Here is a 19,852-nt window from a genome sequence, read left to right on the forward strand (position 1 = left end):
TACAGGATGCAACTCCCGATCTCACCGATGATTTTTGCGGCCTGCTGAACTGCCGCTGGAGTGCGAAGGGGAGGAGTGCCCGGGGGAGTCCCGAGGGGCCTCGGGGGGCCGCGCCCTGGGGATTCGCCGACGTCGTTCCGGGCGAGCCTCCGGGCGGCGTTCGGCGCGGACCTCGGGGCGGCGGACGTATACCGGATCACCAGGCTGGAGGAGCCGGTAGATGGGGACGGCGTTGTGCAGCGGGACCCGGACGCACCCGTGGGAGGCGGGGAAGCGGGGAACGAGGGTGGAACCGTGGACGGCGATGCCACCGTTGAAGTAGACGGAGTAGAACATCGATCCCAGGATCCCCGTGGACCAGCCGGGGACCCGTGCCCCGACCCAGTAGTCACCGACCGGGGTGTCGGCGAATCCGCAGTGGCCCTTCTCGCAGTACGACCTGCGAGCACCGGTCGAGATGTGGGTCACCAGCACGGGTTTCCCGCCCTTCCACACGGTGAGGAGCCGGCGTCGTAGATCGATCTCGGTCCTCTCCGGCCCTCCGTACCCCACCAGGGGCCTGATGCGCCTGGGACGCAGGAGGGCCTGCCAGGTCGGCAGGTCGATTCTGTCGACGGGCCTCAACCCGTTGGCCTTCTGAAAGGCCCATACGGTCATGCGCAGCGCGGAATCGTACGTGAAGCTGAGATTTCCCGGGGTGAAACCCAGATCTCTAAGCCTTTTTTTCACATTATGGACCTCGATTCCCCTGCTGCCCACTTTGAGGATCGTGAATTGGTCGGGAAGGGGGGCCTGCTGGAAATCCGGGGAGGGGTCGATCGCGGCGTGCGCGACGCCGGCGGGCAGGGTTGTGGCCAGGGCGAAGATGGTTCCTGCGATCAGGGAGCGGTGGGCGGTGCTTCGCATATGTGACGTCTATCCGCTGGCAGTGATTATTAACCCTCTAATGCCACTTGCCAGAAAGTAAGACTTATACCGCCGTGTGTGACCCGACGGTTAATGTGAAGAGGCTTTCCCGAGAAAGTAGATATGTGTTTTAAGGCGGCGAGATATGGTGATTTCAGGGATATATGTATGATATTTTCGGGGCCATTGAGTGTGAACGATGCGTTGCCACGCACCGGCCCCCCCGGCCCCCCGGCCTTCCCCGGCCCCCCGGCCCCCCGGCCTCCCCCGGTCCTTGGTGCTCGGCTCCCGACCTCACCTGCGCACACGGGCGCGCCTTCTGGTCTCGTGCGACATGTCGCACCCCGCTGATCTCCCGCTCGCGAGCCGTACCGGACCGCACGGTCTTGTACGGCTCGCGGCGTGTCTCTATCCGGAGAACGCCGGGTGTGCCCCTCTGGAGCGTGCGGGATGCTCGCGGACGTCACGAAGACATCCCGTACGGGATCCAGGGGAGCATCGGCCGATCAGCCGAGCCGGATGACGCCCTTGGAGACCTTGATTTTCCTGCGGGCCAGTGGCCGCGTGGCCGGCCCCCTAGCCACCGAGCCGTCGGCGATCCGGAACCTGCTGCCGTGGCAGGGGCAGTTGATGGTCCCGCCGCGGATGGTGGAGACCGGACAGCCCTGGTGGGTGCATTTGGCGCTGAAGGCACGGAAGGTGCCCTTGACGGGCTGGGTGACCACCCACTTGCCGTTGATGATCCGGCCACCGCCGACGGGGATGCCGCTGGTCTTGGCGAGCACGGGACCGGCGGTCTCTCCGGCCTCCTCGGCCGCCTCGGCCGGGCGTACCCATGCGACGGCCGACGCGATCGCGGCGGCGGCGCCGCCCGCGAGACCGCGGAAGATCATTAATCGACGAGTGGGGGTGGGCATGGCGGGCCTCCTGGGGGGCGAATGGATCACGTGTGTGGTTCATATCACAGGAAAGCGGGCCTGCAGACAGGCTCCGCGCTCCTCCCCGACGATGCGCAGGCTGCCGCCGTGCCGTACCGCGATGTCCCTGGCGATGGCCAGACCGAGGCCCGATCCGCCCGCGTCCCTGTCCCTGGCCTCGTCCAGCCGGGTGAAGCGGTCGAAGACCGCCTCGTGGTGCTCGGCGGGGATGCCGGGGCCGTCGTCGCACACGTCGAGCACCGACTCGCCGCCGTCCGTGGACAGCCGGACGGTGACCGCGGAGCTCGCGTGGCGTACGGCGTTGTCCACCAGGTTGGCCACCAGGCGCCGCAACTGCCCGGCCGAGCCGAGGACCACGGTGTCGGCCGCCACCTCCAGCGCCACCCTGATCTCCGATCTGGGCCGAGACCTGGCCGCCTCCTCGGCGGTCACCTGGCCGAGGTCCACCTCCTCGTGGCAGGTGGGCTCTCCCGCGTCCAGGCGGGCGAGCAGGAGGAGATCGGAGGTGAGTGCCTGGATCCGCTCCACGTCGGTCAGCGCCTCGGCCGCCAGCGGCCCCGGCGGAGCCAGCTCAAGGCGCGTCCGCAAGATGGCCAGCGGGCTGCGGAGTTCGTGGGCGGCGTCGGCGACGAAGCGCTTCTGCCGGCCGACCGCCAGTTCGAGGCGGTCGAGCGTGCGGTTCATGGTCTCGGCGAGGCGGGCGATCTCGTCGCGCGACCGCGGTACGGGAACCCGCCGGTGCAGGTCGTTCGCGGTGATGTCGGCCATCTCGGTGCGAATGGCCGAGACCGGTGCCAGTGCCCGGCCGACGACGAGCCAGGTCAGGACGGCGACCAGCAGGAGCAGCGCGGGGATGCCGGGCAGCAACAGGCCCCACAGTGCCCGCAGCGCGTCCCCCGTCGGCTCCAGCGACGCCCGGGCCTGCACGAACATCATGCCGTCGGCGGTGTCCACGGGCATCGTGGCCAGGGCGAAGGAGTCGCCGGGCGCCCACTGCGCCACCTCGGTGGACTGGGACGCGGTGCCGCCCTGGAAGACCTTCACGACTTCCGGGGGTTCTCCCCCGGTCGATGGGACGGCGGTCGAGGTCCGGGCCAAGAGCGCCGGTGGTGCGGGGTACGTGAAGATCTTGACGTCGGGGTCGAGGAGGGTCGTCTTCGAGAGGCTGAGACCGTCGGCGGCCGTTCCGGCGAGCGCCACGCCGCCGGTGAGCACCTCGGCGGTGGCGTCGGCGCGACGGACGGCCTCGTTGGAGGCGCTCCGCGTCAGGCTCCCCGTCAGCACGCCGATGAGCACCGCCGCCGCCACGCCCAGCGCGACCGCGACGATGGCTGTGGCGGCGAGGGTCGCCCTGAGCCTTACCGACAGGCGTGACGCCATCTCAGGCCTCCAGCCGGTAGCCGGCGCCGCGCACCGTCACCAGTGACGAGCGGCCGAACGGAGAGTCGATCTTGCGGCGGAGCGCGCTGATGTAGACCTCCACGATGTTCGGGTCGCCGTCGTAGGAGAAGTCCCAAGCCTGGGCCAGCAGGTCGCTCTTGGAGACCACCTCGCCCTGCCTGCGCGCCAGGCCGTGCAGCACCGCGAACTCCTTGGGGGTGAGGGGGATGTCCACCTCCCCACGGCGGCAGCGGAGCCCCGCGGGATCGACGGTCAGGTCGCCGACCGCGATGGACACCGGTCTGGCGTGGCCGCCCCGGCGTACCAGTGCGCGCAGCCGGGCCAGCAGCACCACGTAGGAGAACGGCTTGGACAGGAAGTCGTCCGCGCCCGTGTCCAGGGCCTCGGCCTCGTCGTGCACCCCGTCCTTGGCGGTGAGCATCAGGATCGGCGTCCAGTTCTCCGCGTCGCGGAGCCTGGCGCAGACGGTGTAGCCGTTCATCCGGGGCAGCATGACGTCCAGCACGATCACGTCGTACGGGTTCTCGGTCGCCATCCAGAGTCCGTCGCGCCCGTCGTACGTCACGTCGACGGCGAACCCCTCGCCCGCCAGCCCCTCCTTCAGTAGATGGGCCAGACGTTTCTCGTCCTCAACCAGCAGCACGCGCATACCGCCCAGCGTGCCGCACCGTGCCTAAAGCCAACCTGAAGATGATTTCTGTCGTCTTCAGGCTGGGTTCAGGCAGCGGGCGGGAGCCTGTGATCTCCAGATCCGCTTGACGGGTCCGCTTGACGGGTCCGCCTATAGATCCGCCTGATAGATCCGCCTGACAAGGAGAACGCCCATGCGCATCCGCATGCTCGCCGCCGCCGTGGTGACCGCGGGGGCACTGATGGCCACCCTGACCGGGGCCGCCAGCGCCGACGACACGCCCACGCCCGCCCCCAAGGAAGGCACCGAGCATATCCAGTGCGATGGCGGCGGCCATGTGACCCTGACGACGCACCGGCTCACCGAAGCCGAGATCAAGGAGTTGGAGAAGGCCGGATCGTTGCCCTTCGTGTCCACCGCGCCCTCGGGACGGGCCGATGAGGCCGGGGTGCCGGCCGCCCACGTCACGATCGCCGGGGAGGCCGGGGTGCCGGCCGCCCACGTCACGATCGTCAGGAGCGTCCCGGCGGAAGCGGGGGACGCGAAGGAGCTTCCCCCTCTCCCCGAAGGCGTGACTCCCGGCAAGGACATCAAGGTCATGGCCGCTCCCACGGTGACTGCGGGGACCGCGGGGCCCGGGGCTCCGGAGGCAGGGATGGTGACCGTGTTCTCCGAGGACGTTCCCGAGGGGGCCGAAGGGGGCGAGGGGGCCGGGGATGCCGCGGTCAGGGTCATGAGCGCGCTCTCCGGTGACGAGCCCAAGGTCACCTGCTTCAAGAAGGAGTAGCCTCGCGGAGGCGGCCCTGAAGACCTGCGAACCGGCCGGGGAAACCCGTGCGGGAGTGACTCCGGCCGGTTCGCAGCCAACCGGTGCCGGACCGACCTGGCAGGCCGCACCGTGTAGGGGCCGGTGCGGCTCAGTCCTCGGTGACTCGGCTCCCGGTCGAGTCCCGGCCCTCGGGGAAGGTCGGGTGCGGACCCAGGGTCCAGTACTCGTACAGGCCGTGACCGACGTGGCCGTCGTACTCGAAGCGGCCGACCATGGCGCCGGCCCGCACAGCGGTGGGGCCCGCACCTTCGAAGGTGCGGGCCCCACCGCTGACAGGTGACGTACGCCGTGGTCGGCCGACCGGCGTATGTCGTACCGCTAGGGCAGTTTCCTGGACGTGTGCTCCGCCCTGGCGTCGGCCTTGCCCCCCAGTTCGTCGGCCTTCGACGTGGCGTCGTCCGTCACGTTGGAGGCTTTGCCCGTCACCGTCTCCATCTTGTGTCCCACCCAATGGGACGCGTCGGAGGCGCTCTCCTTCAGGGTGTCCGCCCACTGGTCGGCGTTCTTGCGGTACAGCGCGTAGCCCGCCGCTCCGATCGCGACGCCGATGACCAGCAGGGCCATCGGCCATCCGCGGGACTTGGTGGGCTTGGGATCGATCTTCGCGGCGGCCTGGGACAGCGCGGCGCTGAGCTTCGGCGCGAGCTGTTCCTCGATCGAGTGCGCGGCGGCGTCAAGCCTCGGTGCCGCCCACCCGCGTGCGACGATGATCTTATCACCGGCCATGTCACGAGCCTGGCCGGCCATGTCACGGGCCTGGTAGACCACGTCGCGGGCCTGGCCGGCCAGCGGGCTGACCCGATCCACGACGAGGACAGCCTGAGCCTTCGCGTGGCGCAGCCGCCTTTCCGGAGCCACGATCTTCATGTGGCGCTTTCCAAACAGTGCTAGAGGCACAACAACCTCCCCATTCGTTGGGGCCCCGTCGCCACCCCTTCCCGCTCGAAGGCGGCTCAATCATGACGGCCCGTGGGAGGATGGCATGAGGATCGGTTCCGGCCGAAATCGTCAAAGCGCTACAAAAGCAATACGTTGCATAGGCATTGCCACAACCTGAAGGGGGCAGTCCGATCATGGCTGAGAAGTTGATCGCGAACCTCAACACCAATCGCGGTAGCGTGAAGGTCCAGCTCTTCCCGGATCACGCGCCCAAGACCGTGCGCAACTTCGTCGAGCTCGCCGAGGGCACCCGCGAGTGGGTGCACCCGGAGACCGGCCAGAAGTCCACCGACAAGCTGTACGACGGCACCATCTTCCACCGGGTCATCTCGGGCTTCATGATCCAGGGTGGCGACCCGCTGGGCCAGGGGGTCGGTGGTCCCGGCTACAAGTTCGACGACGAGATCCACCCGGACCTCTACTTCAACCGCCCGTACCTGCTCGCCATGGCGAACGCCGGCATCCAGATGGGCCGCGGCACCAACGGCTCCCAGTTCTTCGTCACCGTGGTGCCCACGCCTCACCTCAACGGCAAGCACACCATCTTCGGTGAGGTGATCGAGGGTCAGGACGTCGTCGACGCCATCGCCAAGACCGATACCGACGCCCGGGACCGCCCCACCGAGCCCGTGGTCCTGGAGTCGGTGACCATCGAGCGCGTTCAGAGCTGACCTTTCGCCCGGCGGCCTCCCCCGGAGGCCGCCGTTCGCATTTCCGGCCGATGCCGCTCAGCCACTGTTTGTGTGTGTACGGGCACTCGGGATCGTGAATAGGCTGGCAGTCTGGGGATAACAGAACGCGCGAAGGGGCCAGCCACAGACCATGACCACCCAGCCGTCCAGCGACCCCAACACCGTTGTCCCCAACTGCTACCGGCATCCAGGGCGTGAGACCTACGTCCGCTGCCAGCGCTGTGAGCGCCCCATCTGCCCCGACTGCATGCGCGAGGCCTCGGTGGGCTTCCAGTGCCCCGAGTGCGTGGCGGAGGGCAACAGGGGCATGCGGCAGGCACAGTCCGTGTTCGGCGGCCGGGCGGTCGTCACGCCCCGGGTCACCTGGGCGCTGCTGGTTCTCAACGTCCTGGCCTACTTCGCCGAGACCGTGCGCACCGACTGGGTGCTGGACAACTTCGCGATGAACTCCTACGCCGTCGCCTACAACGGCGAGTGGTGGCGCCTGATCACCGGGGCCTTCCTGCACATGCCGCTCGGCGGTGGCGGCTGGGCCCTGACCCACATCGTGTTCAACATGTGGGCCCTTTACGCCATCGGCCCGGAGCTGGAGCGGCGCCTCGGCTCGGCCAGGTTCCTGGCGCTCTATCTCCTTGCGGCGCTCGGCGGGTCCGTCGCGATCTACCTGTTCGGCATCGCCGCGGTCGGCGCCTCGGGTGCGATCTACGGCATGTTCGGCGCGCTGTTCGTACTCGGCAGGAAGCTCGGCTACAACGTCCAGGGTGTGCTCTGGCTGATCGGCATCAACGCCGTGATCACCTTCGTGGTCCCCGGCATCAGCTGGCAGGGGCACCTCGGCGGCCTGATCGCCGGCTCCCTGGTCGCGGCGGTGTTCGCCTTCGCCCCGGCCAGGAGCCGCGATGCCGTCCAGTGGGGAGGTTGCGCGGCGATGCTGGTCGTTCTGGTCGTGCTGGTGCTGGCGTTGCCGCCGTTCGCCCTCCAGGCCCAACTCGGCATCTACGGTTGATCCACACCCTGATGCTTCCCCAGGGTGTGGATAATGCCTGTGGAAAAGGCTAACGCCAGCGGGTGGACAGGATCACCCCGAGGATGATGAAGGCGAACCCGACCAGCAGGTTCCAGTTCTGGAGGGTGCCGAGAACGGGTGCGGTGGGCGCCACATAGTAGACGGCGATCCACAGGATGCCGACGATCCAGCAGGTCACCATGACCGGCGCCAGCCAACGCGGGCTGATCTTGATCTGCTGTGATGTCTGCGGCGGGGTGTATACCGGCTTCTTGCGAGTCTTGGGCTTGGGCACTGGGGTTCTTCTCCTGCGTCAACCCTGCGCGATCCGGACCGTGCGCAGGCCATGTCGATTAGCGTAGTCGCTGGTGAGTGAAGTCCCGTGTAAGGATAGTCCGCGCAGGTGGGCCATGGCGATTCCGTGAGGCACCATCCTGCGGCAAATGTTCTGCCGGGCCCGTGATCCGCTCCCGCCGGGCGGGTGTCCCGCTCGTTAGCCTGACTCCGTGAGAGCCGTGTTGAGGGCCATGGGCGATCTGAGTGTCACCACGGGTCTGGTCGTCCTGCTCTTCTGCGCCTACCTGCTGTGGGGCACCGGCTCCTACACCGCTGAGCAGCAGGTGCTGCTGCAAAGGCAGCTCATCGAGGGTGTTAAGGCCGGTCCCGGGCATGGTCCCGGGCATGGGCCAGGCCCGGTCCGGCTGGGCGGGGCGGTGGCGCTGCTGTCGATTCCCAGGCTCGGCGACGACTACCGGTACGCCGTCGTGGAGGGCGTCGACCAGGACCGGCTGATGATGGGGCCGGGGCACTACCCCGGCACCGCCATGCCAGGAAAAATCGGTAATTTTGTTCTTTCAGGGCATCGGACCACCTATGCCGCTCCTTTCGGCCGAATCGACGAGCTCCGGTGGGGCGATCGCATCGTGGTCGACGCCCGCGAGGCCCGCTACACCTACCGCGTCACCGGCAGGCGCGTCGTCGACCCCACCGAGGTCGACGTCATCGCCCCGGTCCCCGACCGACCGGGAAAGGCGCCGACCAAGGCGACGATCACCCTGTCCACCTGCCACCCGGAGTACTCGGCAGCCCAGCGGCTCGTCGTCTTCGGCGAGCTGGACAGGAGCCAGAACCGCCTCGAACGCCCCGAATAGCCCCGACAACCAACCCCGACAACCCGGAGAACCCGACAACCAACCCCGACAACCCGGAGAACCCGACAACCAACCCCGACAACCCGGAGAAGGAGTCTCGTGTACGGCTGGATCTGGCGGCTGCTTCCTGGAAACCTCGCGGTCAGGGTGTTCACCGCCGCCGTACTGGTCGGCCTGGTCGCGGCCGTACTCTGGTATGTCGTGTTCCCTTGGATCGAACCCCGCATCTCCCTCGACCTGACCGGCGTGGGCCTATGAGCCGTGTCCTCGTCGTCGACAACCACGACAGCTTCGTCCACACCATCGTCCAGTATCTCCGTGAGCTCGGCGCCACCTGCGACGTGCGCCCGCGCGACCGGGTCAGGGTCGAGGACGCCTCCGGCTTCGACGGGGTTCTGATCAGTCCCGGCCCCGGCACCCCGGAGAACGCGGGGGTGAGCGTCCCGCTCGTCGGCTACTGCGAGGCCCACGGCATCCCACTGCTCGGTGTCTGCCTGGGGCATCAGGCCATCGCCGTCGCCCACGGCGCGACCGTGTCGCGGGCCCCCGAACTGGTGCACGGTCGCACCAGCGCGATCACGCACGACGGGCGCGGGGTCTTCACCGGCCTGCCGTCGCCGGCGACCATGACGCGCTACCACTCGCTGGCGGTCCTGCCCGGGACGGTTCCCGAGATCCTTGAGGTGACCGCGACCACCGGTGACGGCGTGATCATGGGCCTGCGCCACCGTACGGCCCCCGTCGAGGGGGTGCAGTTTCACCCCGAATCGGTGATCTCCCAGCACGGTCATCGGCTACTTGGGAACTGGCTTGAAAGATTGTTGTAACGCGGCGCCCTTCCTGGGCGATTGACCAGTGAGAGTCCTTCCGCCATCGCCCCCGAGTGGCGGAAGGGCTCTTCCCCGTTTCCAGGCTTCTCCACGGGGGATTTCCAGACCTCTCGCACAGGCGAACTCCGGACCTCCCGCACGGGTGATTTCCAGACCTCTCGCACGAGTGATGCCGGAAGATCACGGGAATGAGGAAGGCCCCCGCGTGATCGCGCGGGGGCCTTCCTCATGTGCTCCGGGTCAGGTCCCGTCGGGCGGCGACTCATCGAAGATGGTGCCGTCGTCGGGCTCCGTGGGCATGTCCTCCGTCGGCTCCTCGGGAATGGTCGGCTCCTCGGACGGATAGGTCGGCTGCTCGGTCGGCTCGGGCGGCTGCCCGCTCGACACGATCAGCGTGATCGTCGTCCCCGGCTGGTACTTGCCACCCGCCTCGGGAGACTGGCTCAGCACGGTGTCCTGGGGAAGGTCACTCGGCTGCTCGACGACCTTCCACTTGAAGCCCGCCTCCTTGAGCATGTTCTTGGCGTCCCCGACCGTGAGGTTGACCACGCCCGGAACCTCCACCGCCTCCTTGGGGACGTAGATTCGTACGGTGCTGCCCTTGTTGGCCTTCTTACCCGCCTCGGGCAGGGTCTCGAAGACGACGCCCTGCTTCCGGCTGGAGGGCTTGCTCTGCAGGCTGACCTCGAAGCCGGCGTCCTCAAGGGCCCTCTTGGCGTCCTCCGCGGTCATGTTGAGCACGGAGGGCACCTCGACCTTCTCAATGCCCTTGGAGACCTTGAGCGTCACCTCGGAGTCCTTGTCCACCTCGGTGTCGGCCGCCGGTTCGGTGTCGATCACCGAACCCTTCGGTATCTCCTCGTCGAACGCCTGGAGCGTCTTCACCTTCAGGCCGAGGTCCGTCAGCGCCTTGGTCGCCGCCTCCACGGTCTGCGAGGCCAGCGGAGGGATCTTCACCTTGCCCGAGGCGACGGGGGTGCCGGGGGAGCTGAGGAACATGTAGCCCACGCCGATGAAGGCGCCGATGACCAGCAGGGGGATGAGGATCCACGCCGCGGTCTTGACCGCGGTGTTGCTGCTCTGCTGCCGGCGCCGACCGCGCTCGCCGGTGCGCCCGCCCCCCTCCTCGCCGTACTCGTACGCCGGGACGGCGGTGGTGCGCTGGGTGGCCGGGCCTCCGGGCCCGGGAGCCTGCATCGTCCGGGTGGCCGAGCCGTAGTTGTTGGAAATGGCCATGGTCTGGGCGTCCGTCGGGATGCCGGACATCGCCCGCTGGATGTCGGCCCGCATCTCCCCGGCGCTCTGGTAGCGGTGCGCCGGGTCCTTGGCCATCGCCTTGAGCACGATGGCGTCGGCCCACGGGGGGATGTCGGGGTCGATCTGCGACGGAGGGATCGGCTCCTCGCGCACATGCTGGTAGGCGATCGCGACAGGCGAGTCGCCGGTGAACGGGGGCTGTCCGGTCAGCAGCTCGTACAGCACGCAACCGGTGGAGTAGAGGTCGCTGCGGGCGTCGACCCGCTCGCCCCTGGCCTGCTCCGGCGAGAGGTACTGGGCGGTGCCGATCACCTGGGCGGTCTGTGTCATGGTCGCGGCCGAATCGGCCATCGCGCGGGCGATGCCGAAGTCCATGACCTTGACGTCGCCGTTACGGGTGATCATGATGTTCGCCGGCTTGATGTCCCGGTGGACGATGCCGCCACGGTGGCTGTAGTCCAGTGCCCGCAGGATCCCGTCGACCAGCTCGGCGGCACGCTCGGGCAGCAGCCGCCGGTCGGCCCGGAGCAGGTCGCGCAGCGTGCGGCCGTCGACGTACTCCATCACGATGTAGGGAACAGGCGCACCCTCTGAGACGTCCTCGCCGGTGTCGTAGACCGCGACGATGGACGGGTGGTTCAGCGATGCGGCGGACTGAGCCTCCCGGCGGAAACGCGCCTGGAAGATGTGATCCCTGGCCAGGTCCGCGCGGAGGGTCTTGATGGCGACGATCCGATCCAGCCGGATGTCTCGGGCGCGATAGACCTCGGCCATGCCGCCACGCCCGACGACGCCGTCAAGCTCGTAGCGATCGCCGAGGCGTCGGGGCTGAGTCATTTCCTGCACTGTCCCTTACCGTTCATCTTGGGTGCCGGTGAGCTCTTGGGCCACCGGTGTCCATCATCGACCCGTTGCCGCATCACGTCTCCTCATTCGGCTGGTCTGTATCGCCGGGTTCGGGAGTCGTACTCGGTGTGGGGCTCGGTGTCACCGTCGTGGTGGTGGGCGTAGGGGTGGGAATCGTCGGGCTCGGGCTGGGGCTGGGCGGTGGCGGCGTACTCGGCCTTGCGGTGGGCGTGGCCGATGTGCTTACCGTAGCCGACGGCGTGGCCGAGGGGCGGACCGTCCTCGTCGGCGGGGCAGGTGGTCTGCTCGCCGCAGGCGTGCTCCCGCTCGGTCTGGCCGTCGGCGGCTTGGTGGCCGGGCTCGACCGTACGACCGGCTTCTCCGGCGCGCTGCCGCCGGGCTGGCTCGCCAGCTCACGGGCCACCAGCGAGCCCAACCCGACCGCGGCGGCGCATCCCGCGACCGCGGCGACGATCGCCGTCGTCCTGCGCAGGCGACGGCGCCGATGAGGTGCCGGTACGGCACCCGGGGGCGTCCCGCCTGCTCCGGCACCCCCGCCGGCGCCCTCACCAGGACCTCTTCCCGCACCGGCGTACGAGCCGGAACCCGCGTCCGCGTACGAGCCGGAACCCGCGTCCGCGTACGAGCCGGAACCCGCGTCCGCGTACGAGCCGGAACCCGCGTCCGCGTACGAGCCCGAACCGGGGACCGGCCCGGGGGCGATGGGGGCGGCCATGGCCGAGGTGATCTCCTGCGGCCACTCGGTCGCGGGCTCCGCGCGCCAGCCCGAGGGGTCGGTGAGCATGCCAAGACCGGTGACGTCGGTGGCGGCCAGCGCGTCGAGCAGCACGTCCGCCCGCTCCGACAGCTCCCTGGCACCGGCCGGGCGCCGCAGCGGGTCCTTGGACAGGCACGCCATGACCAGGTCACGGACCGCGGGCGGGATGCTCGCCGGGAGCGGCGGCGGGGGCTCGCCGATGTGCATCAGAGCGATCGCCACCTGCGTCTCGGCGAGGAACGGCGCCCGGCCGGCCAGGCACTCGTAGGCGACCACCCCGAGCGAGTAGATGTCGGTGGCGGGTGTCAGCGGGTCGCCGGACGCCTGCTCGGGGCTGACGTACTGGGCGGTGCCGAGCAGGACTCCCGTCTGGGTGACCGGCGCGGCCTCCAGCACCCTGGCGATGCCGAAGTCTGTGATCTTTATCACGCCCGCCTCGGTCACCAGCAGGTTGCCGGGCTTGATGTCCCGGTGGATGACTCCCGCACGGTGCGCGGCTTGCAGGGCCCTGGCGGTCTGATGGACCACGTCGAGGGCGACCTTCGGGCTCAGCGAGCCGTCCCGGGCCAGGATGCCGGCCAGGGACTCGCCGGGCACCAGCTCCATCACCAGGTAGGCGACGCCGTCGGTCTCGGCGTAGTCGAAGACCTGTGCGATGCCCGGATCGGACAGCCCGGCCGCGATGCGGGCCTCGGAGCGGAAGCGCAGCCGGAAGGCGGGATCCTCCGCCACGTGCGCGCGGAGCAGCTTCACCGCGACCTCGCGGCCGAGCAACTCGTCCCTGGCCCGCCATACCTCGCCCATGCCGCCCGACGCGATACGCCCCAGCGGGCGGTATCGGCCCCCGAGCAACGCGGTCATCTACCCAGCACCGCTTCCATCACGCTCTTGGCGATCGGGGCGGCGGTCTGACCACCGGAGGCGTCGCTGCCGGCGCTGCCGGATTCGACGATCAGTGCGACGGCGACCTTGGGGTCCTCGGCGGGGGCGAAGGAGATGAACCACGCGTGCGGGTCCTGGCCCCTGGCGGTCTCGGCGGTGCCGGTCTTGCCGCCGACCGTCACGCCCGGAATCTGCGCCGCGCTCGCCGTGCCCTTGTTGACGACGTTGACCATCATCTCCTGGAGCTTGCGCGCGCTGTCCTCGCTCATCGCGGTGTCCAGCTCGTCGGGGTCGGCGGCCTCGATCTCGCCGCCCTCGGCATCCGCGATCTTGTTCACCAGGTACGGCTTCATGACCACGCCGTTGTTGGCGATACCGGCGGCGATCATGGCCATCTGCAGCGTGGTCATCTGGTTGCTGCGCTGGCCGATCGACGCCTGGGCGAGGGCCGCCTGGTCCTCCTCGGGGCCGATCCCGCTCCCCGCGACCGGCAGCGGGATCGACAACGGCTCGCCACCGATGCCGAACTTGGCGGCCTGGTCGCGCAGCGCGTCGTAGCCGAGCTCCATGGCGATCTTGCCGAACGGGGTGTTGCAGGACTTCTCCAGCGCGAACGAGAGCGTCACGCGCCCGGCACCGCAGGCCGCGCCACCGTAGTTGGGCAGGTCGGCGGTGGTGTTGGGCAGGTCGAGCACCTGCGGGGCGTCGACCTGGGTCTCCGGGCCGATGCTGTCGTCGCTCTCCAGGTACGCCGCCATGGTGACCACCTTGAAGGTCGACCCCGGCGGGTAGGTGCGCTCGATGGCCCGGTTGACCAGTGGCTTGTCCTCGTCCTCGTCCAGCTTGTTGTAGGCCTTGTTGACGTCGGGCTTGCTGGGCTTGGAGAGCGGGTTGGGGTCGTAGGTGGGGATCGAGACCATCGCGAGGATCGCCCCGGTCTTCGGCTCGATCGCGACCAGCGCGCCCTTCTTGCCGCTGGCGCCCAGCGCCCTGTACGCGGCCTCCTGCGCCCTGGGGTTGATCGTCAGGTCGACGTTGGCGCCCTTGGTCTGCTTGGCGGTGAACAGGTCGATGCTGCGCCGGATCAGCAGGTCGGCGCTCGTCCCGTCGAGGAGGCTGTTCTCGGCCCGCTCGATGTCGCGCTCGCTCTCGGGCGCGAAGAACCCGGTGATGGGCGCGTAGATCTTGCCCTCGGGATAGCGCCGCTGAAAGCGGAACTCGGGGTCGCCGGTGTCGACCGACTCGGCGAGGACCTTGTCGCCCGCGGTGATGCGGCCGCGCTCGACCTCGTAGCGCGCGTAGAAGTTGCGGGTGTTGCGCGAGTCGTCGCGCAGATCCTCCGCCCGTACGGCCTGCAGGTAGTTCACATTGATCATGAGCAGGCCGAACATGAGCATGCAGGCAAAGGCGGCGCGCTTGAGGGGACCGTTCATCGCTGGAACACCTGCGTCATTCCTTCGTCCTGGATGGCCTGGGGCGGAGGCTTCCTCGCCGTATCCGACATGCGTACCAGCAGCGCGATAAGGATCCAGTTAGCCAGCAGCGCCGATCCGCCCTGGGACATGAACGGGGTGACCAGGCCGGTCAGCGGGATCAGGTTGGTCACGCCGCCGACGATGATGAAGACCTGCCACGCCAGGATGAACGACAGGCCGCCCGCCAGCAGCTTGGAGAACGGCTCGCGGGCCGCGATCGAGGTGCGCAGGCCGCGCTCCACCAGCAGGGCGTAGACCATCAGCAGGGCCATCAGCCCGGTCAGGCCGAGCTCCTCGCCGGCGGCGGTGAAGATGAAGTCGGAGAAGGCCAGCGGGATCAGGTCGGGATGCCCCTGGCCGAGCCCGGTGCCGAGCACACCGCCCTGGCCCATGCCGAACAGGCCCTGCATGAGCTGGTAGCTGCCGCCGAACGTGCGCTCGTACAGCTCCGGGTCCTCCGGGTTGAGAAAGACCTCGAAGCGGGCCGCGACGTGATCGAAGATCAGCCCCGCCAGCACCGCCCCGCCGACGAAGAGCAGGATGCCGATGAGCACCCACGAGGTGCGCTGGGTGGCGATGTAGAGCATCGCGATGAAGGTGCCGAAGATCAGCAGCGAGGAGCCGAGGTCCTTCTGCAGGATCAGCACGCCCAGGCTGAGGCCCCAGGTGATGAGGACCGGACCGAGGTCGCGGGCCCGGGGCAGATCGATGAAGAGCAGCCGACGCCCGGCCAGGGCCAGCACGTCGCGCTTGGCGACCAGGTAACCGGCGAAGAAGACGACCAGGGCGAGCTTGGTGAACTCGGCCGGCTGGAGTGTGAAGCCGGCGATGCCGATCCAGATGCGGGCGCCGTTGATCTCCTGGCCGATGAACGGCAGCAGCGGCGAGACCAGCAGGGCCAGGCCGACGGCACCCGCGGTGTAGGTCAGACGCTGTAGCGCGCGGTGGTCGCGCAGCACGATCAGCGTCACGGAGAACATGACAACCCCGACGGCGGTCCACAGCAGCTGGTTGGTGGCCGAGGCTCCGTCCATGCCGGACGCCTCAAGCCGGTAGATGATCACCAGCCCGAGGCCGTTGATCAATGTCACCAGCGGCAGGATCAGCGGGTCGGCCCAGGGCGCGAACTTGGCCAGCACCAGGTAGGCGGCCAGCATGAGGCCGCCCAGGCCGAGGCCGTAGGTGAGCATTCCCGCGGGGACCTGCTTGTCGAGGGCCAACCCCACATTGGCGTACGCCAGCATCACGATGGCGACCGCGAACGCGAGCATCGCCAGCTGGGCCACCCGCCGTTTGGCGGGAAGCGGGACAGGCTCGGCGCTAGGGGTGCTCATGTGTTCACTGTGTCCTTGTGGGTTCGGGGGCCCTGGGGACGGGGGGCGTGGAGGACGCGGAGGCGCTCGGCGATGTGGTCGGCTCGGCCTTCTCGTCGGCCTTCTCGTCGGCCTTGGCCGCGGACGACTTCAGCTCTTCGATCTTCTCCAGGCCCGCCTCGACGGTGGGGACGGGGATGCCGTCGCGGACCTGGCCCTGCTGGAACGCGCCAAGGGTCGAAATCGATTCCGTGGTGCTCCGGGCGACGTCGAAAAGCTCGAAGGGGCCGAGGTTGGTCTTCACACCCTGGAAAACCACGATCTCGTTACCCTTGGCCCCGACGAAGTACTGATCATCCAGCCACTGTCCCCCGAAGTACCAGCCTAGGCCGCCTCCGATGACGACGACGCCGCCCGCCACGGCGACAAGAGGCCACAGCCGGCGACGTTTGGCCGGTCGGGCCACGGACCTGATGATCGGCTCGTCGGGATCGTCGTCGGGGATGACCGGCTGCGGCATGGTGACCGCGCTGGCGCGCCCCGCCGGGGTGTCCGGTGGCTGTGACCTCGGCATGCCGGAGCCGGCGGCGCCGACCACGGCGGCCTCGGTACGTGGCACGAAGGTCTCGGCCACCTCCAGCACGTCGGCGAGGACGCAGGTGATGTTGTCGGGACCGCCGCCCCGGTTGGCCAGGTCGATGAGGGTGCGGACCACCCCGTCGGGATCCTCGATCGTGGAGAGCGTGTGGTGCAGGGTCTCCGCGCTCACCACCCCGGACAGGCCGTCGGAGCAGAGCAGGTAGCGATCGCCGACCTGGGCTTCGCGCAGGGACAGGTCGGGATCGACCTCGCCGCTGCCGTCGAGCGCCCGCAGCAGGATGGACCGCTGGGGATGGGTGGCGGCCTCCTCGGCGGTGATCCGGCCGTCGTCCACCAGTGACTGCACCAGCGTGTGGTCGTGCGTGATCTGGTAGAGCTCTCCCGCACGCAGCAGGTAGGCCCGGGAGTCGCCGACGTGGACCAGGGCGACCCTCGTCCCGGACCAGAGCATGGCGGTGAGGGTGGTGCCCATGCCCTTGAGGCCGGGGTCGCGGCCCACCATCTCGTGGAGCTTGCGGTTGGCGTCGCGTACCGCTGCCTCGATGGCGCTGAGCAGGTCACCTCCCTGGGCGTCCGCGTCGAGTGAGGACAGCGCGGCGATGGCGACCGAACTGGCCACCTCGCCGTGTGCGTGGCCGCCCATGCCGTCCGCGACGGCGAGCAGGCGGCCGCTGGCGTAGGCGGAGTCCTCGTTGCCTTCGCGGAGGAGGCCGACGTCAGAGCGGGCGGCGTAACGGAGTGCGATGGTCATTTGCGCAATTCGATGACGGTCTTGCCGATGCGGATCGGAACACCGAGCGGCACCGGAGTCGGACGGGTGACTTTTGAGCGGTCGAGATAAGTGCCGTTGGTCGAGCCGAGATCTTCCACGATCCACTGACCGTCCTGGGGGAAGAGCCGGGCGTGCCGGCTGGAGGCGTAGTCGTCGCTGACTACCAGCGTCGCGTCGTTCGCCCGGCCGATGGTGATGGGCGTCTCCGAGAGGGTAATGGTGGTGCCTTGCAGGGGGCCACCGGTGACGACCATCTGCCGTGGTTCCCCCTTCTTGGATTTGGCCGCGGGCTTCGCCGGTTTGGGAACCTTGCGCGCGGGGACGGTGGCGGCCGTGCGTGATCCGAACAAGTCCGTCCGGATCACGCCGACCGCGGCAATCACGAAGAACCACAGCACCGCGAGGAAAGCGAGCCGGATCAGCAGCAGCGTGAGCTCGGACATGGACCGTCTATTTACCTTTAATCGCGCCGGAAAACCAGAGTCGTTCGCCCCAGCGTCACGCGAGTGCCGTTCTGGAGCTCGACCCGGCGAACCGGCTGGCCGTTGACGAAGGTGCCGTTCGTGGAGCCGAGGTCGACGAGCGCGACCTGGGGGCCCTCCACCCGCAGCTCGGCGTGGTGCCGGGACACACCCGGGTCGACCAGCCGTAGATCGCAGTCGGTGCCCCTGCCGAGCAGGGTCACCGGTGTTGTCAGATCGAAGGACCGCTGGCCCTGCGGGTCGTCCTGGGTGGACACCAGCAGGCGGGGGCGACCTCCGAACGCGTGTGGTTTCGCGGTGGGCACGTCGCTCACCGGCTGGCGGATCTCGTCCTGCTCGACCGTCGCGCCGCGGATCACGCCCGAGCGGATGCGGAACAGGCCGACCGCGAGGTCGTCGGCCGTCTCGAAGCGGACCCTGACCGGCCCCACGAAGGAGTAGCCCTGTTCCTTGGCGTACTCCCTGGCAAGGTTGGCCAGCTCGTGGCCGATGCTGTCCGCGTAGACCTCCAGCCGCTCGCTGTCGGTCGTGGACAGCTCGACCACGAAGTCGTTGGGCACGAGAGTGCGCCCTTGGGCGACGATCGCCGCCCGCTCGTCCATCTCCCGTTGGACCGCACTGGCGACCTCTACCGGCTGAAGGTCAGATTTGAACGCCCGCGCAAAGGCCCCTTCAACCAAGCCTTCGAGCCTCCGCTCGAAACGCTGAAGGACTCCCACCGGGTACCTCCCCTCCTCCGTCTATGTGGTCGCGGCCGCTTGGGGGCTCGTTGGCTCGGTCCTCGCTCTCTCGCACCCAGCTGCTCCGCTTTCGCATCTAGGAGGATCGTATCCGGGTTCGTGGGTACCGGCTGATACGTGCTAATGTTTCGACCGCACCCAACAAGGGCGGGTGGCGGAACGGCAGACGCGCACGGTTCAGGTCCGTGTGTCCGAAAGGACGTGAGGGTTCAAATCCCTCCTCGCCCACAAGGGGCTACCGATGAAATCGGTGGCTCCACAGTGACGAAAGAGAGCCCCGCTCCGCAAGAGCCGGGGCTTTTTTGCTTGTACGGGGTTCCGCGCGGCGTTTGGACACGCGGAGATGTCTATCCCGACCGGCTTGCAGATCACTTTCGTCTGGCTTGCGTGCATTACGCCCACGGCTGAGACGGCCGCCAGGCCTACTGGCACCGGTCTAGCGGTGCTGTACGGCTCTCACCTGCGATGGTGATCGTTCAGGGCTTCCAATCGGCCAGAGGCTTGGTGGCTCTGCGTCGGATGCGCCTGCGGGGCCGGCCGTTGGCACGGGGCAGCGAGTCAAGCCGGCTAAAAATTTTTCTAAAATTGGCGTGGGCGAGCTGGAAGGCCGGCAGCAGACTCTGGGCGGCGATGCCGCGGATGCGGCGCCCCTGGGAGCGCTCGATGGCCTCGTGGGCGTCGTCCTTGGCATAGCCGTTGAAGCCTTCGGTGCTGTTACGCAGCCGGTGGTAGACCCGTTGCTGGTCGGTGGTTTCATAGGCCAGTGCCTGGGTGTGCTTGGCGCCGTGCTCGGGGGCGATGGTGATGCTGTGCTGGCGGCAGATCTTCGGTGGGCCGACCGGGCTGGGTGCTGGATGGACAAGCGGCAGACGCGGGTTGGTGCCGATGCCGGTGCGCTTGATCGGACACCGGACCTTCCCGGCCGCCGCAGGGCAGGTGAGGCGCTCGTGACCTTCGCTGTCGGGTCTGCCTTTCGGCGCGAGCTCATAAGCGGTCCTGGCGGCGATCTGGCGCCGGTAAAGGTCGGTGATCGCGGCGGTCTGGGCAACACCGCCTGGTCGACGCTGACGCCGCGGACGAAGGGCAGCACCCGTGACAGGGCGTGCAGGGAGTCGACACCGGCGGCGGCCACGATGGTGGTCAGTGGAACGCCGCTCTCCATCAATTCCACCAGCCGGCCGGACCGCAGCCGTCCCATCTTCAGCACGGGGGTGCCGGGCGCGTCGTGGGTGCGAGACAGGAAGCCGGTGACGGTGTTCTTGCCGCGGGCGTGATGGCCGGGTCGAAACAGATAGGTGGCCTGGCCGTCCCCTGAAGTGAACGCCGTTACCAGCCACACACAAGGAATCAAACCCGGTCAAAGCTCCAAGATGCCGGGGCCGTG

General features: G+C 68.6%; 21 protein-coding genes and 1 tRNA gene. 8 read left to right on the forward strand and 14 right to left on the reverse strand.

Annotation, left to right across the window (positions count from 1 at the left end):
* Positions 1-21: 21 nt before the first annotated feature.
* The 4 genes from OG884_RS16680 to OG884_RS16695 all read right to left on the reverse strand — a co-directional run bounded on the left by OG884_RS16680 (position 22) and on the right by OG884_RS16695 (position 3,894).
* Positions 22-906 (reverse strand): L,D-transpeptidase family protein, encoded by an 885-nt coding sequence (locus tag OG884_RS16680; protein ID WP_326646267.1) that lies wholly within the window; start codon positions 904-906, stop codon positions 22-24.
* 506 nt (positions 907-1,412) lie between these two features.
* Positions 1,413-1,823, reverse strand: coding sequence for a Rieske (2Fe-2S) protein (locus OG884_RS16685; protein WP_326646268.1), 411 nt, complete (start codon positions 1,821-1,823; stop codon positions 1,413-1,415).
* Between the two features lie 39 nt (positions 1,824-1,862).
* The gene (locus OG884_RS16690) at positions 1,863-3,224 is read right to left on the reverse strand and encodes a sensor histidine kinase (protein ID WP_326646269.1); all 1,362 of its coding nucleotides are present in this window, start codon (positions 3,222-3,224) and stop codon (positions 1,863-1,865) included.
* Between the two features lies 1 nt (position 3,225).
* Positions 3,226-3,894: a response regulator transcription factor gene (locus OG884_RS16695; protein WP_326646270.1), complete on the reverse strand. Its 669-nt coding sequence runs from the start codon at positions 3,892-3,894 to the stop codon at positions 3,226-3,228.
* A gap of 175 nt (positions 3,895-4,069) precedes the next feature.
* Between OG884_RS16695 and OG884_RS16700 the strand changes: the two genes are divergently transcribed.
* The gene (locus OG884_RS16700; RefSeq protein WP_326646271.1) at positions 4,070-4,663 is read left to right on the forward strand and encodes a hypothetical protein; all 594 of its coding nucleotides are present in this window, start codon (positions 4,070-4,072) and stop codon (positions 4,661-4,663) included.
* 130 nt (positions 4,664-4,793) lie between these two features.
* Here the strand turns inward: OG884_RS16700 and OG884_RS16705 are convergent, their stop codons facing one another.
* A complete protein-coding gene (locus OG884_RS16705; protein WP_326646272.1) occupies positions 4,794-4,934 on the reverse strand; it encodes a hypothetical protein in 141 nt (46 codons plus the stop codon).
* 89 nt (positions 4,935-5,023) lie between these two features.
* Entirely contained in the window at positions 5,024-5,572 is a 549-nt protein-coding gene (locus tag OG884_RS16710) for a hypothetical protein (protein ID WP_326646273.1), read from the reverse strand.
* 206 nt (positions 5,573-5,778) lie between these two features.
* On the opposite strand from OG884_RS16710, the gene OG884_RS16715 reads away from it, so the two are divergent.
* Complete coding sequence (locus tag OG884_RS16715; protein ID WP_326646274.1) at positions 5,779-6,315, forward strand: peptidylprolyl isomerase; 537 nt, start codon at positions 5,779-5,781, stop codon at positions 6,313-6,315.
* Between the two features lie 151 nt (positions 6,316-6,466).
* Complete coding sequence (locus tag OG884_RS16720; RefSeq protein ID WP_326646275.1) at positions 6,467-7,342, forward strand: rhomboid family intramembrane serine protease; 876 nt, start codon at positions 6,467-6,469, stop codon at positions 7,340-7,342.
* Between the two features lie 49 nt (positions 7,343-7,391).
* On the opposite strand, the gene OG884_RS16725 is transcribed toward OG884_RS16720, so the two are convergent.
* Complete coding sequence (locus tag OG884_RS16725) at positions 7,392-7,637, reverse strand: cell division protein CrgA (protein WP_326646276.1); 246 nt, start codon at positions 7,635-7,637, stop codon at positions 7,392-7,394.
* A gap of 211 nt (positions 7,638-7,848) precedes the next feature.
* On the opposite strand from OG884_RS16725, the gene OG884_RS16730 reads away from it, so the two are divergent.
* The 3 genes from OG884_RS16730 to OG884_RS16740 all read left to right on the forward strand — a co-directional run bounded on the left by OG884_RS16730 (position 7,849) and on the right by OG884_RS16740 (position 9,320).
* Complete coding sequence (locus OG884_RS16730; protein WP_326646277.1) at positions 7,849-8,493, forward strand: class E sortase; 645 nt, start codon at positions 7,849-7,851, stop codon at positions 8,491-8,493.
* A gap of 99 nt (positions 8,494-8,592) precedes the next feature.
* Entirely contained in the window at positions 8,593-8,751 is a 159-nt protein-coding gene (locus tag OG884_RS16735; protein ID WP_326646278.1) for a hypothetical protein, read from the forward strand.
* Entirely contained in the window at positions 8,748-9,320 is a 573-nt protein-coding gene (locus OG884_RS16740; protein WP_326646279.1) for an anthranilate synthase component II, read from the forward strand. The genes OG884_RS16735 and OG884_RS16740 overlap by 4 nt, the downstream gene beginning before the upstream one ends.
* 243 nt (positions 9,321-9,563) lie before the next feature.
* On the opposite strand, the gene pknB is transcribed toward OG884_RS16740, so the two are convergent.
* The 7 genes from pknB to OG884_RS16775 form a co-directional block, all read right to left on the reverse strand.
* Positions 9,564-11,417 carry a Stk1 family PASTA domain-containing Ser/Thr kinase gene (gene pknB / locus OG884_RS16745; RefSeq protein ID WP_326646280.1) on the reverse strand — a complete coding sequence of 618 codons (1,854 nt, stop codon included), beginning with the start codon at positions 11,415-11,417 and terminating at the stop codon, positions 9,564-9,566.
* Between the two features lie 82 nt (positions 11,418-11,499).
* Positions 11,500-13,065 (reverse strand): serine/threonine-protein kinase, encoded by a 1,566-nt coding sequence (locus OG884_RS16750; protein ID WP_326646281.1) that lies wholly within the window; start codon positions 13,063-13,065, stop codon positions 11,500-11,502.
* Positions 13,062-14,519: a peptidoglycan D,D-transpeptidase FtsI family protein gene (locus tag OG884_RS16755; RefSeq protein WP_326646282.1), complete on the reverse strand. Its 1,458-nt coding sequence runs from the start codon at positions 14,517-14,519 to the stop codon at positions 13,062-13,064. Before OG884_RS16755 ends, OG884_RS16750 begins: the two co-directional genes overlap by 4 nt.
* A complete protein-coding gene (locus OG884_RS16760; RefSeq protein ID WP_326646283.1) occupies positions 14,516-15,895 on the reverse strand; it encodes an FtsW/RodA/SpoVE family cell cycle protein in 1,380 nt (459 codons plus the stop codon). Before OG884_RS16760 ends, OG884_RS16755 begins: the two co-directional genes overlap by 4 nt.
* A 4-nt stretch (positions 15,896-15,899) precedes the next feature.
* Entirely contained in the window at positions 15,900-17,225 is a 1,326-nt protein-coding gene (locus OG884_RS16765) for a PP2C family protein-serine/threonine phosphatase (RefSeq protein ID WP_326646284.1), read from the reverse strand.
* Positions 17,222-17,689, reverse strand: coding sequence for an FHA domain-containing protein FhaB/FipA (locus OG884_RS16770; protein WP_326646285.1), 468 nt, complete (start codon positions 17,687-17,689; stop codon positions 17,222-17,224). The genes OG884_RS16765 and OG884_RS16770 overlap by 4 nt, the downstream gene beginning before the upstream one ends.
* A 17-nt stretch (positions 17,690-17,706) precedes the next feature.
* Complete coding sequence (locus OG884_RS16775) at positions 17,707-18,447, reverse strand: DUF3662 and FHA domain-containing protein (RefSeq protein WP_326646286.1); 741 nt, start codon at positions 18,445-18,447, stop codon at positions 17,707-17,709.
* 166 nt (positions 18,448-18,613) lie between these two features.
* On the opposite strand from OG884_RS16775, the gene OG884_RS16780 reads away from it, so the two are divergent.
* Both OG884_RS16780 and OG884_RS16785 read left to right on the forward strand, forming a co-directional pair.
* Positions 18,614-18,696: transfer RNA gene (locus OG884_RS16780), tRNA-Leu, on the forward strand.
* 362 nt (positions 18,697-19,058) lie between these two features.
* Positions 19,059-19,742: a hypothetical protein gene (locus OG884_RS16785; protein WP_326646287.1), complete on the forward strand. Its 684-nt coding sequence runs from the start codon at positions 19,059-19,061 to the stop codon at positions 19,740-19,742.
* Positions 19,743-19,852 lie beyond the last annotated feature (110 nt).

The sequence above is a fragment of the Streptosporangium sp. NBC_01755 genome (assembly GCF_035917995.1).
Taxonomy (GTDB): domain Bacteria; phylum Actinomycetota; class Actinomycetes; order Streptosporangiales; family Streptosporangiaceae; genus Streptosporangium.

Coding starts and splice junctions, on each gene's coding strand:
- OG884_RS16680 (WP_326646267.1), bottom strand. CDS start 906: ATGCGAAGCACCGCCCACCGCTCCCTGATCGCAGGAACCATCTTCGCC.
- OG884_RS16685 (WP_326646268.1), bottom strand. CDS start 1,823: ATGCCCACCCCCACTCGTCGATTAATGATCTTCCGCGGTCTCGCGGGC.
- OG884_RS16690 (WP_326646269.1), bottom strand. CDS start 3,224: ATGGCGTCACGCCTGTCGGTAAGGCTCAGGGCGACCCTCGCCGCCACA.
- OG884_RS16695 (WP_326646270.1), bottom strand. CDS start 3,894: ATGCGCGTGCTGCTGGTTGAGGACGAGAAACGTCTGGCCCATCTACTG.
- OG884_RS16700 (WP_326646271.1), top strand. CDS start 4,070: ATGCGCATCCGCATGCTCGCCGCCGCCGTGGTGACCGCGGGGGCACTG.
- OG884_RS16710 (WP_326646273.1), bottom strand. CDS start 5,572: ATGAAGATCGTGGCTCCGGAAAGGCGGCTGCGCCACGCGAAGGCTCAG.
- OG884_RS16715 (WP_326646274.1), top strand. CDS start 5,779: ATGGCTGAGAAGTTGATCGCGAACCTCAACACCAATCGCGGTAGCGTG.
- OG884_RS16720 (WP_326646275.1), top strand. CDS start 6,467: ATGACCACCCAGCCGTCCAGCGACCCCAACACCGTTGTCCCCAACTGC.
- OG884_RS16740 (WP_326646279.1), top strand. CDS start 8,748: ATGAGCCGTGTCCTCGTCGTCGACAACCACGACAGCTTCGTCCACACC.
- pknB (WP_326646280.1), bottom strand. CDS start 11,417: ATGACTCAGCCCCGACGCCTCGGCGATCGCTACGAGCTTGACGGCGTC.
- OG884_RS16750 (WP_326646281.1), bottom strand. CDS start 13,065: ATGACCGCGTTGCTCGGGGGCCGATACCGCCCGCTGGGGCGTATCGCG.
- OG884_RS16755 (WP_326646282.1), bottom strand. CDS start 14,519: ATGAACGGTCCCCTCAAGCGCGCCGCCTTTGCCTGCATGCTCATGTTC.
- OG884_RS16760 (WP_326646283.1), bottom strand. CDS start 15,895: ATGAGCACCCCTAGCGCCGAGCCTGTCCCGCTTCCCGCCAAACGGCGG.
- OG884_RS16765 (WP_326646284.1), bottom strand. CDS start 17,225: ATGACCATCGCACTCCGTTACGCCGCCCGCTCTGACGTCGGCCTCCTC.
- OG884_RS16770 (WP_326646285.1), bottom strand. CDS start 17,689: ATGTCCGAGCTCACGCTGCTGCTGATCCGGCTCGCTTTCCTCGCGGTG.